This is a genomic window from Cypionkella sp. (assembly GCF_028290025.1).
In the GTDB taxonomy this organism is placed as follows: domain Bacteria; phylum Pseudomonadota; class Alphaproteobacteria; order Rhodobacterales; family Rhodobacteraceae; genus Cypionkella.
In genome coordinates this window covers 1-11179 of record NZ_JAQGKQ010000090.1, presented here as the reverse complement: position 1 = coordinate 11179, position 11179 = coordinate 1, and the positions used below count along the sequence as shown (strand labels likewise).

The window sequence follows — 11179 nt, the reverse complement described above, 5'->3', positions numbered from 1 at the left end:
CAGCGTCAGGCGGCGCGGCTAACCAAAACGTCGCCAACTTTTTTCTGTGCGCCAGCTTCATCGACACCCGATACGGCTGCAACTTCACGGGTCAAACGCTCCAACGCCGCTTCATAAAGCTGACGTTCCGAATAGGACTGTTCGCGCTGGTCATCGCTGCGATGCAAATCGCGCACCACTTCCGCAATCGCCATCAAATCGCCCGAGTTGATCTTTTGTTCATATTCCTGTGCCCGACGCGACCACATCGCCCGCTTAACGCGCGCTTTACCCTTGAGCGTATCAAGGGCTTTGGTCACCAGATCCGGCGACGACAGCGAGCGCATGCCAACATCGGTCGCTTTATGGGTCGGAACCCGCAGCGTCATCTTGTCTTTCTCAAACGAAATCACGAACAGTTCCAACACAAAACCGGCGATTTCTTGCTCTTCGATAGAGATAATCCTGCCAACGCCATGCGCAGGGTAGACAACGAACTCGTTAGGACGAAAATCAGGCTTCTTGGATTTGGTCATTCAGTCGATTCCTCGGCAGGACCCTGTTCCGTAGAAAAAAGCCACCGTCGCGGGGAATTCACCCCGACAAAACGGCTTCGTTTTCTTACAAGATTTCACCCCAACCTGTCAGCTTTTGGGATTATGCAGGCATCCGTGTTTATTTGTAACTTATGTATAACACAAAAATGCACTGATTCCAACCGTCACAACAGACCAGTCCAAGCGCATTACCATATGGAATCGCTGAATATTCAGTGTTGTACCCGTTTCGTGATCGAAGCAGCTCGAATCACCCAGTGCTTTAGTTCCCTTGCCCCGGCGCTTCCGAGAAATATTTCTCGCGCTTGCCAGTTTCTCCGTCACGTTCTTCGTAGCCCGGCAAAGGATCTTTTTTGGTGACGATCACCGGCCACATTTCCGAGTATTTGCGGTTAAACGTCACCCAAGCGTCCATATCGGCCTCGGTATCCGGGCGAATGGCATCGGCGGGACATTCAGGCTCGCACACACCACAATCGATACATTCATCGGGGTGAATGACCAGCATGTTCTCGCCCTCGTAGAAGCAGTCCACCGGGCAAACTTCGACGCAGTCGGTGTATTTGCAGGCGATGCAGTTGTCGATCACCACATAGGTCATGGTCAGGCGCTCCTAATTCAGCGTGGCCTGAGTACTAAAGCCGGGCCGATCATTCAAGCCGATCATTCAGATTGGCGTCGGCAGTTGGTGCCAGATCGAGATAAAGTGTTTGCGCTTCTTGGGCTGGGCCACGGCGTTCAGACAGTGCCAGCACACGGATCAGCCGAACCGCCCTGCCCTGCGAGAAGGTCAGCGTGTCACCTTCCATCACGCTATGCCCCGGCTTGCGACAGCGTTGGCCGTTCAAGCGCAGATGGCCGCTTTCGATCACTTCGGCGGCGAGGTCACGGTTTTTGAAAAACCGTGCCGCGAAAAGCCATTTGTCCAGCCGAAGTTTCGGCTGAACATCTTTTTGTGGTTTTGCCCCCGGCCCGGCCAATCAGATCCCGAAGACTACAGCTTGGCCTTCAACGCCATCAAAGCGGCGAAGGGATTGTCGGGGTCGATCGGCTTTTCAACGCGCGGCGGCCGCTGTTCGTAGGTTTTTGGCTTGTTGTCACGGTCATTGGGCTTGCCACCATGCGGTTTATTGCCCTTGTAGCCTTCGCGCTTTTCTCCTTCGCGGCGCGGGCCACGATCGGCCTGCGCTGGCTTGTCACCCTCAACACGCGGAGCGCGTTCTGGTCGAGGCCCACGATCTGCGGCAGGAGCATCGCCTTCCTTCTTCGGGCCGCGATCAGGCCGAGGCCCACGTTCCGGACGAGGTCCACGCTCTGCTGCCGGGGCATCTGGACGAGGAGCACGTTCCGGGCGCGCCGGGCGTTCTGGACGCGGCCGTGGTTTTGGTGCCCAAATGAAGGTGTAAAACGACTCCATCTCCGGCGCGGCTTCGGGCTCGACCGGGTCTGGCTGCACAAAAGCCGATTCGCCCTCTGGGATAGGCTGAATAGGAGCGTCAGGATCAACCGCCACCGGAACCGGGGCCGCCTTAACCTTGGGACGTTCAGCTTTCTCGCCTTTATAGCCTAACCCACCCATCAGATCGTTGAACTGCTCCAACGTCATGCCAGTGATCGACAGCATATCCGGCGTCGCCTCAAAGCCTGCTCGACTATCTTTGGTGCGCAGAATGTCCGCCAAACGCTCCAGCATATCAATGCGGATCGCGCGCGCGCCTGCCGGGTGATAGCCCGCCAGCGTGTAGTGCATTTTCGGCACAGCAGGCAGGTTCGGAATTGTCACCAGACCCGGAGGCGGGCTTTCAGGAAACTCATCCAAGCCGTTCCACAAAGACCACAAGACCAATCGCAATCGGGTCGGCGCAGGCTTCAGCAGCGCAGGCAGGAACACGGTGAACTGACCAAACCGCACGCCATGCTTGCGCAACGCGCCACGGGCTTCTTGATCCAATTCCTTGACTTCATTGGCGATATTCTCACGCGGGATCACGCCCAGCCCTTCGGCCAGACGGAACGCAAAACCGCGAGCCAACCCGGTCAGGGTTTCATCGCGGCCCATCGCCAGCAAAGGCTCAAAGTTCGCGGCGACCTTACGGTCGATGAAATGCTGCAAGCGGCGGCGCACTTTGTCGGCGACATCCGGCCCAGCTTCTTCATCGACAAACGCCTCAACACCGGGACGCGCAGGTTCAGCGCCCTTGATCAGCTTGCCCATCGCCTGAGTGCCCCACATCAGGCCCCCCTGCTCGGTGAAGTCCAGCTCGGTGTCCGGTGCGTTATAAAAACGATCCGCCCGCAGATGGAATTCCGGCTTTAGCGCCGCGAAGGCAGCCTGCCGCAGCGTTGCCGCCTCTTCATTGGAAGTGGTCGCATCCTGACGGAAACGGAACCCCTCAAGACGGCCGACGAACTCGCCTGCAACCGTCACTTCGCCCTTGTCATTCACCTCGGCCACGAGGGTCTCCTTCTGCTTCAACCGCCGCAACAGCACGGACGTGCGCCGGTCAACAAATCGTTGCGTCAAAGCGCCATGTAGCGCGTCTGACAATCGGTCTTCTACAGCGCGCGTCTCGGCGCGCCAATGGCTTTCGTTATCGGTCCACCCTTTGCGTTGCGCAACATAGGTCCAGGTTCGGATATAGGCCAGTCGTTTCGAAATGGTATCTATATTTCCGCCGGCTTTATCTATCCGCGCGATGGCTTTTTCCAGCCAATCCGACGGGATGCGAGTCTGCGCCAAACCGCGACCGGTGAGGAAATCGAAAATCCGCGCCAGCAAGGTGAAATGCTCATTGCCTGCCGCATTGCGAAAGTCTGGGATACGGCAAACCTCCCACAAAAGCTTGATGCGCTGCGGGGTATTAAGCTTTTGCTTCACCTCTGGCAGTTCCGACAGATATTTCAGCGCCAGTACATCGTCAGCATCCCGCGCACGGGCCAGCCATTTGTTTTCCGTCGGGGCCTCGAGACTTCGGATCAGCCGATCGACGCTGCCGAACTCCAGATCGTGATTGCGCCATTCCAGCTTGCGCACCGGATCGAAGCGATGTTCCTGGATCGCCTCGACGGTTTCCGCGTCCAGTGGCCGCACCTCACCCGTCACCCCAAACGTGCCGTTTTCCTGATAGCGCCCCGCGCGTCCCGCGATCTGCGCCAATTCCTGCGGATATAAAGCCCGCGTCCGCCGCCCGTCAAACTTCGAGGTCGCAGCAAACGCGATGTGCTTGATATCGAGGTTTAGCCCCATGCCAATCGCATCGGTCGCCACCAGATAATCGACATCGCCGTTCTGATACAAAGCCACCTGAGCGTTCCGCGTCCGAGGGCTAAGCGCGCCCATCACCACCGCACAACCGCCCTTTGTGCGACGGATCAACTCTGCAATCGCATAGACGTTCTCCACTGAAAACCCAACGATTGCAGAGCGTTCTGGCATCCGGCTGATCTTTTTTGACCCAGTGTAAGTCAGTTCGGAAAACCGCTCACGCTTGATAAACTGCACGCCCTCGATCAGCCCCGCGATTGCAGGCCGCATGGTTTCAGCTCCCATGAACAGCGTCTCATGCAGCCCCCTTGCGCGCAAAAGCCGGTCGGTAAACACATGCCCGCGCTCTGGGTCCGCACAAAGCTGTATCTCATCCACCGCGACGAAATCCGCGCCGGTATCCAGCGGCATCGCCTCCACGGTGCAGACCCAATACTGCGCGCGGTCAGGCACAATCCGCTCCTCACCCGTCACCAAAGCCACCACCGATGGCCCGCGCGACGCCACGATCCGGTCGTAAACCTCACGCGCCAGCAGCCGCAGCGGCAGGCCAATTACCCCGGTGCGATGCCCCAGCATCCGCTCAATCGCGTAATGAGTTTTCCCGGTATTCGTCGGCCCAAGGACCGCCGTAACCTGTCCGGCAGCAGTCATATCTCTGGCCCTGCCTTATAGGTCTTTGCCCTGAAGCTCGGTTTCGAGCCGAGAAACAGCTTCCTCAACCCCCGGCGCATGCGGGTCAATCTTTAACGTCGCTTTGTAAACCTCAAGCGCCTGCGCGGGCTTGCCGAGTTCCTCGAAGATGGAGCCCAAACCAGACAGCGCACCAAAATGCCGCGGATTTAATGTCAGTACTTGGCCCAAATCCGAAAGCGACGGGCCAAACTCACCGAGTTGATAATAAGCGGTGGCGCGGGCATTCCAAGCTTCGGCGAAATCTGGCGCATGGTCGATCAAAGCCGTCAAATGCTCCACCGCTACATCGGGTTGACCGTTCGCCATCGCGTCTTTGCCACGCTGCAACAGCAAATCCATCGCCGGAGAGCCTGATTTCGACCACTCCATCCAGATATCAGATTCGATTTGCGCAGCCTCGGCCGCATCCGCCTTCTGCAACCGTGCAAAAAGCTCGTCGAGTTTGGCGGTTTGGGCGGCGACTGGCAGGCATGACAGCAAAACCAGCAGAATTGCCGCAACGATACGATTGTGTAACCCATGATGCGCTTTCATAAAGGTAGGGTAACGCAATGGGCGGGGAATTCCAGTGCCGCCCGTTCACGAAGGAGAATATGATGAGCGATGTGATCTCGACGGCGGTTGCGGCTTTGGCGAAAAAGCTGCCGAACGGCTTTGATGGCGTGGCGAAATTTGTGTTGACGGGCGAAGGCTCAATCATGGTGGACCCGGATGGGGTGCGTGCGGGGGATGAGCCTTCTGACGTGACATTGACCGCAGAACCTGAGGTTTTTCAGGCGATGTTGGCCGGTGACATGAACCCGACCACCGCTTTTATGACGGGAAAACTGACGGTTGACGGTAGCATGGGGCTGGCGATGCAGCTTGGGGCGGCGATGTCGTGAACGACGCTCCGCTTTACGACAGCGTTGCGGATGGGCCTGAGGGGGGTGCGGCGTTTTGGCTGACGGCTGCGGATGGTGTGCGGTTGCGGGTTGGAGTGTGGACCCATGACGGCGCGCAGGGCACGGTTTTGCTGCTGCCGGGGCGGACGGAATATGTCGAGAAATATGGCCGTGCGGCGGGTGATCTGCGCGCGCGCGGTTTTGCGACGTTGGTGATTGACTGGCGTGGGCAGGGTTTGGCTGATCGGGTGTTTGACGATGTGATGAGCGGGCATGTTGGGCACTTCGACGAATACCAGCTTGATTTCAATGAGATGGTAGGTTTCGCCCGCGCAAAGGGGTTGCCGGAACCGTATTATCTGATGGCACATTCGATGGGCGGCTGCATCGGATTGCGGGCGCTGATCAACAACAAGGCTCCGATAAAAGCGGCGTCTTTTTCGGCGCCGATGTGGGGAATTTTGATCGCCGCATGGATGCGCCCGATGGCTGCGGCGCTGACTTCGGCGTCGCGGTGGTTCAAGTTTGATGGGCGATATGCGCCGGGAACTGGGGCTAAGACCTATGTTTTAACGGCTCCGTTTAACGCAAACACCCTGACCACCGATGCCGAGATGTGGGGCTATATGCGCCAGCAGGCTTTGGCACATCCTGAATTGTGTTTGGGCGGCCCGAGTTTGGGTTGGTTGAAGGCGGCGTTGACGGAATGTCACGCGCTGACGCTGCTGGCCTCGCCCGAGGTTCCGGCGGTTACTGCCTTGGGAACGCAAGAGAAAATCGTTGATACCGCGCCTATTCATGCCCGGATGTCAGTTTGGAAAAACGGCACTTTGGACATGTATCCCGGTGCTGAGCATGAGGTCATGATGGAGCGTGCAGCGACGCGGGGGCGGTATTTTGACACGGCTGCGGCGCTGTTTTCCAAGCACCGCTGAGGTCAGATCCAGTCTAGAGTTAACCAGAAATGAACGACCCATAAAGCGGCCATTTATAAGCCATTAAGCGGCCAGTTGATTTGCCGCGTTTTTTTCACTGCGTATTTGCAAATTTTACAAAGTGATCTGGGTGAATGCGTCGCGCAATGCCTTTGACCATGCTTCAGACATCAGACGGAAGCTATCATCGCCAGCCTCAATCCGGCGCTTGCGGCTGACCCGGCAGGCGTCTTTTTCAATGACGCACAAATCCAGCGGCATTCCCACCGACAGGTTAGAGCGCAAAGTCGAATCCATCGACAGCAGCACGGCCTTTTCGGCATCAGCCAGCGACGTGTTGGGGTTAACCACCCGGTCCAGAATCGGTTTGCCATATTTATGTTCGCCAATTTGCAGAAATGGCGTGTCTTCGGTGGCTTCAATAAAGTTGCCTTCGGGGTAGATCAGAAACAGCCGCATCGGGCCGCCGCGCCGCTGTGCCGCTACAATCATGCTGGCAGATGCGCTCTGCTTCATCGTTGACAACTTTTCATCAATCTCTTGACGCACCGTTGAAAGCATATCGCCGATGATCAGCGCGACCTTCAGCATGGTCGGCGCTTTCATGATAGAGGTCGCCTCGGTCGCATCAGGATCGTCAATCGCCTCACGCAGCCGCGCGATGGTGGTTTGCGTCACCGACAAAGAGCCCGCCGTGGTCAGAGAGATCACCCGTTCGCCCGGTTCTTCAAAGTGGAACATTTTGCGATAGGTTGCTATGTTATCAAGCCCGGCATTGGTGCGGGTATCCGACAGCAGCACCATGCCTGCATTCAACAAAAGTCCGACGCAATAGGTCATGGTTCACTCCGATTCACAGTCCGAAGAGTCTATTGCTCCTGAGTCTGAACCGCAACCGTGACCGACAAGATTTCCGAGCCCGAGCCGCGAGAAATGCCGCGAATCGGCGCTGCATCTTGTGCATCAAGGCCCGATCCGATCCGAATATAGCGATCATCCGGGCAGCAGCGGTTCGCCGGATCAAATCCAATCCAGCCGATACCCGCGATATAAAGCTCTCCCCAAGCGTGGGCGGCCTCGTGGTCCATGCCGTCTTGGCCCGATTGCAGATAGCCCGAGACATAGCGCGCGGGAATACCGCCTGCCCTCGCTGCCGAGATAAGCGCCTGCGCGTGGTCCTGACAAACCCCCTCGCCCTGCGCCAAAGCCTGTGCGGCGGTGGTGCGCGGCTTGGTCGAGCCGGGTCTGTAAACGATCGCATCGGAAATTGCGTCGCACAGGTTGTGACAGCCCGACAGTGGCGACTCGGCGGTCAGCACGATCTGCGCCAGTTCCAGCAAAGCCGCATCGGCCTCGGTGGCTTCGGTGTCGCGCAGATAGGCTTGCGGTGGCACCAGTTCCTTGTGGCCGCGCAAGACACCGGCGAGATCGGTGGTCAGCACCCGGCCCGATACCCGCACCTCGATCTCATCGACCGGGCCAGCGACTGTCCAGCCCTGCACCCAATCGCCGGCACCATCGCGAAACGCGCTGCCAAGCGTGCCTCCGGTCATCGTCACCGACCAATCCAGGGTTTGCTGGCCGTCAAACTTCGACGGCGTCAAGCGATGGCTTTGCACCACGCCGCGCACCGGGCGGTCGTAGCGATACATCGTAACGTGTTCGACACTGAGCAACATTACTGCATGTCCCCCGAAAGATAAGAGTTGTGGATGATCGCGCCCAAAGTCGCGGTTTCACCAATAAAACGGGTGAGAAACTCGTGCAGACCTTCCTCGAAAATCTGGTCGGTGGACTGATTCTCCAGATCGGTCAGCAACTTGGCCGCTGCCGGCTGCGCCTCTGTTTCACGACCGTAATGTTTTGCCAGCCGGATCAAATGGTTGTTCATCCCGGCAACACAAGTGATCAAACTGCGCGGGCATTGCGGGTTCAAAATCAGGAAATGCGCGATTTTGCCCGAGGTGATTTCACCGCCATAAGCCCAGTGGAACGCCCGATTGGCCGACATGGCGCGCAACAGCATCATCCATTGATCGTTGTCTAGGCCGCTTCCAACATAATCGGCGCGCGGCAGCAGCACGTAGTATTTCACATCCATCAGCCGGGCGGTGCTGTCGCCACGCTCCAGATAATAGCCGATGTTCAGCACGTTATAGCCGTCATTGCGCAGCAGCGTCGCATCAATAGCGCCGCGCACCATCGCGGTATGCCGCATCACCCAATCGGTCAGCCGCGAGAGTTCGCGGTAGCCGGTTTGCGCCTCAATCTGGCGGAGTTCCTGAAACGCGGTGTTCAGCGCATCCCAAACTTGCGTGGTCAAAGCCGTGCGCACGATGCGCGCGTTTTCGCGGGCGTTGACGATGCAGGACGCCACCGAGTTCGGGTTATCGCGGTCGAAAAACAGATAGGATTCGATCTTGGATTGCATCGGCGCGCCGTATTTCGCGACATAGCCGTTGGCATTGCCAGAGGCGCGCAAAAGGCTGTCCCAATCGTTGCGATAGCCTTGCGCCGAGGGCAGCAGCGATATCCGCGCCCCGACTTCAAGCAGGCGGGCAGCGGTTTCAGCACGCTCCATATTGCGGGCGATCCAGTAGAGGTTGTCGGCGGTTCTTGAAAGCATGATTTACTCCGCCAATACCCAAGTGTCTTTGACGCCGCCGCCTTGGCTTGAGTTCACCACCAAAGAGCCCTCGCGCAAAGCCACCCGGGTCAGGCCACCGGGGACAAGTTCGATACGTTCGCCGACGAGGCAATAGGGCCGCAGATCGACGTGGCGCGGCGCGATGCCTTCTTCGACAAAGGTCGGTGTGGTGGACAAAGCCAAGGTCGGCTGCGCGATGTAGTTGTTCGGGTCGGCCATGATCAGCGCGCGGAAATCTTCGACCTGCTGCTTGGTCGATTTCGGGCCGACGAGCATACCGTAACCGCCCGAGCCGTGGACTTCTTTCACCACGAGGTCTGCCAAGTTCTCGCTGACATATTTCAGATCCGACGCGTCACCGCATTTCCAAGTGGGGACGTTCTTCAGGATCGGTTCCTCGCCAAGGTAAAACCGGATCATCTCGGGCACATAGGTGTAGACCGCCTTATCATCGGCCACGCCCGCGCCCGGAGCCGAGCAGATTGAGACACCGCCAGAACGGTAGACATCCATCAGCCCCGCGACGCCCAGCATTGAATCGGGGCGGAAGCACAAAGGGTCGATGTAGTCGTCATCGAGACGGCGGTAGATCACATCGACGCGCTTCGGGCCTTCGGTGGTGCGCATGTAGACAAAGGCACCATCGACGAACAAATCCTGCCCCTCAACCAGTTCGACGCCCATCAGATCGGCGAGGAACGAATGCTCGTAATACGCCGAGTTGAAATGGCCGGGGGTGAGGATCACCACGGTCGGCTCGCGGTCACATTTCGCGGGGGCTACCGAGGCCAGAGTGCGGCGGAGTTTGTCGGGGTAGCTGTCGATCGGCTCAATGCGGTTCTCGCGGAACAGATCGGGGAACATCCGCATCATCATCTCGCGCGATTCGAGCATATAGCTGACGCCCGAAGGCGTGCGGCAGTTATCCTCCAGCACGTAAAAATCGCTCGGCCCGGTGCGGACGATATCAATGCCAACGATATGCGAATAGACGCCTTTCGGTGGGATGAAACCGCAGACGGATTTCTCATAGGCGTCGTTTTGGTAGACCAGTTTGGCGGGGATAAGGCCAGCGCGGACGATCTCGCCGCGACCATAAACATCGACCAGAAACGAGTTCAACGCCCGGGCACGCTGTTTGATGCCACGCTCCAGCTTGGCCCATTCATTGGCGGTGAACACGCGCGGAAACATATCGAACGGGATCAAACGGTCCGGGTCGCCGCCCTCACCATAGACCGCAAAGGTGATACCGATGCGGCGAAACAACGCTTCGGCCTCGGCCTGTTTCGCCAACCGGATATCGGCGGGCATGTCCGCGCTCCAGCCCTCCAACCCCGCATAGGGCGGTCGCACCGCGTTATTCTGGAACATTTCGTTGAAATAAGGGGTCATGCCTTGCCGCCTTTTTACTCTGATTGCTGTGAGTAAAGGCTGCCGAATGTGCGCCGTAAAGGGCAGAAGATTGAAAGCGCTTAGATTTTCGCACATCCGCTCGGTTCGCCTGCGATTTGCCGCTTAATTATTAAGCAAAGCGCCTTGGACAACTTTACGCGGGTGACCTTGCACAAGCCCGGCTTTGACCCCTAGATGCGTATAACAATCAATGAGGTCGCTATGTCGCTTGCCCTGCCCCGCCCCGGCCAACAACGCCCGGTGTTTGACGCCCGTATCGGATCGAACAGCTTCGGCGATCTTCCCGACTGGGATCTGAGCGATCTTTATCCCAGCCCAGACGCGCCAGAGTTGCAGCGCGACATGGCTTGGCTCGAAACCGCCTGCGCCGATTTTGCCACCAAATACGAGGGCAAACTGGTTGGCTTGTCAGCGGCGGAGATGCTGATTTGCGTGCATGACTACGAAAAAATCGACATCATCGCAGGCCGGATCGGGTCGTATGCCGGGCTGCGCTATTACCAAAACACCATGGATTCCGAGCGCGCCAAATTCATGGCCGACGTGCAGGACAGCATTACCAATTTCACCACGCCTTTGGTGTTTTTTAGCCTTGAATTCAACCGCTTGGAAGATGGGGCGCTTGCAAGCCTGATAGCGTCCAACGCCGACCTTGCCCGCTACAATCCGGTGTTTGAACGGATGCGCGCGATGCGCCCGCATCAGTTGTCGGATGAGCTGGAGAAATACTTGCACGACGCTTCGGTGGTCGGCGCGAGCGCCTGGAACAAGCTGTTTGATGAGACGATGGCCGGGTTGAT

11 protein-coding genes and 1 pseudogene are annotated in these 11179 nt (G+C 58.0%); 3 read left to right on the top strand and 9 right to left on the bottom strand.

The features are described from left to right. Positions 1-5: 5 nt before the first annotated feature. From JWS10_RS15705 to JWS10_RS15685, 5 genes are all read right to left on the bottom strand, one after another. Positions 6-515, bottom strand: coding sequence for a CarD family transcriptional regulator (locus JWS10_RS15705; protein WP_299473230.1), 510 nt, complete (start codon positions 513-515; stop codon positions 6-8). Between the two features lie 283 nt (positions 516-798). Next, the gene (fdxA, locus tag JWS10_RS15700; protein WP_299473227.1) at positions 799-1137 is read right to left on the bottom strand and encodes a ferredoxin FdxA; all 339 of its coding nucleotides are present in this window, start codon (positions 1135-1137) and stop codon (positions 799-801) included. Between the two features lie 49 nt (positions 1138-1186). After that, on the bottom strand, positions 1187-1516 hold the full coding sequence (locus JWS10_RS15695) for an RNA-binding S4 domain-containing protein (protein WP_299473224.1): 330 nt from the start codon (positions 1514-1516) through the stop codon (positions 1187-1189). A gap of 14 nt (positions 1517-1530) precedes the next feature. Continuing rightward, the gene (locus JWS10_RS15690) at positions 1531-4455 is read right to left on the bottom strand and encodes a helicase-related protein (RefSeq protein WP_299508802.1); all 2925 of its coding nucleotides are present in this window, start codon (positions 4453-4455) and stop codon (positions 1531-1533) included. A gap of 15 nt (positions 4456-4470) precedes the next feature. Next, positions 4471-5031 (bottom strand): tetratricopeptide repeat protein, encoded by a 561-nt coding sequence (locus JWS10_RS15685; protein ID WP_299508801.1) that lies wholly within the window; start codon positions 5029-5031, stop codon positions 4471-4473. 62 nt (positions 5032-5093) lie between these two features. Between JWS10_RS15685 and JWS10_RS15680 the strand changes: the two genes are divergently transcribed. Further along, positions 5094-5381, top strand: a complete 288-nt coding sequence (locus tag JWS10_RS15680) for an SCP2 sterol-binding domain-containing protein (RefSeq protein ID WP_299508800.1) — start codon at positions 5094-5096, stop codon at positions 5379-5381. After that, entirely contained in the window at positions 5378-6316 is a 939-nt protein-coding gene (locus JWS10_RS15675) for an alpha/beta hydrolase (protein ID WP_299508799.1), read from the top strand. Before JWS10_RS15680 ends, JWS10_RS15675 begins: the two co-directional genes overlap by 4 nt. A 114-nt stretch (positions 6317-6430) precedes the next feature. On the opposite strand, the gene JWS10_RS15670 is transcribed toward JWS10_RS15675, so the two are convergent. Genes JWS10_RS15670 through JWS10_RS15655 form a run of 4 tightly spaced genes read right to left on the bottom strand, consistent with a single transcriptional unit; the run spans position 6431 to position 10358 of the window. Beyond that, the gene (locus JWS10_RS15670; protein ID WP_299473212.1) at positions 6431-7156 is read right to left on the bottom strand and encodes a proteasome-type protease; all 726 of its coding nucleotides are present in this window, start codon (positions 7154-7156) and stop codon (positions 6431-6433) included. 29 nt (positions 7157-7185) lie between these two features. Further along, entirely contained in the window at positions 7186-7995 is an 810-nt protein-coding gene (locus JWS10_RS15665) for a transglutaminase family protein (RefSeq protein WP_299508798.1), read from the bottom strand. After that, positions 7995-8942 (bottom strand): alpha-E domain-containing protein, encoded by a 948-nt coding sequence (locus tag JWS10_RS15660; protein ID WP_299473207.1) that lies wholly within the window; start codon positions 8940-8942, stop codon positions 7995-7997. The genes JWS10_RS15665 and JWS10_RS15660 overlap by 1 nt, the downstream gene beginning before the upstream one ends. Before the next feature lie 3 nt (positions 8943-8945). Further along, positions 8946-10358: a circularly permuted type 2 ATP-grasp protein gene (locus JWS10_RS15655; RefSeq protein WP_299508797.1), complete on the bottom strand. Its 1413-nt coding sequence runs from the start codon at positions 10356-10358 to the stop codon at positions 8946-8948. A 222-nt stretch (positions 10359-10580) separates the two neighbouring features. Here JWS10_RS15655 and JWS10_RS15650 point away from each other — a divergent pair. After that, positions 10581-11179: pseudogene (locus JWS10_RS15650) on the top strand (oligoendopeptidase F); the annotation flags it as partial.

Bases quoted from the DNA above. Each gene is read 5' to 3' on its own strand.
- fdxA (WP_299473227.1), bottom strand. From the start codon at position 1,137: ATGACCTATGTGGTGATCGACAACTGCATCGCCTGCAAATACACCGAC.
- JWS10_RS15680 (WP_299508800.1), top strand. From the start codon at position 5,094: ATGAGCGATGTGATCTCGACGGCGGTTGCGGCTTTGGCGAAAAAGCTG.
- JWS10_RS15660 (WP_299473207.1), bottom strand. From the start codon at position 8,942: ATGCTTTCAAGAACCGCCGACAACCTCTACTGGATCGCCCGCAATATG.
- JWS10_RS15665 (WP_299508798.1), bottom strand. From the start codon at position 7,995: ATGTTGCTCAGTGTCGAACACGTTACGATGTATCGCTACGACCGCCCG.
- JWS10_RS15705 (WP_299473230.1), bottom strand. From the start codon at position 515: ATGACCAAATCCAAGAAGCCTGATTTTCGTCCTAACGAGTTCGTTGTC.
- JWS10_RS15655 (WP_299508797.1), bottom strand. From the start codon at position 10,358: ATGACCCCTTATTTCAACGAAATGTTCCAGAATAACGCGGTGCGACCG.
- JWS10_RS15685 (WP_299508801.1), bottom strand. From the start codon at position 5,031: ATGAAAGCGCATCATGGGTTACACAATCGTATCGTTGCGGCAATTCTG.
- JWS10_RS15670 (WP_299473212.1), bottom strand. From the start codon at position 7,156: ATGACCTATTGCGTCGGACTTTTGTTGAATGCAGGCATGGTGCTGCTG.
- JWS10_RS15690 (WP_299508802.1), bottom strand. From the start codon at position 4,455: ATGACTGCTGCCGGACAGGTTACGGCGGTCCTTGGGCCGACGAATACC.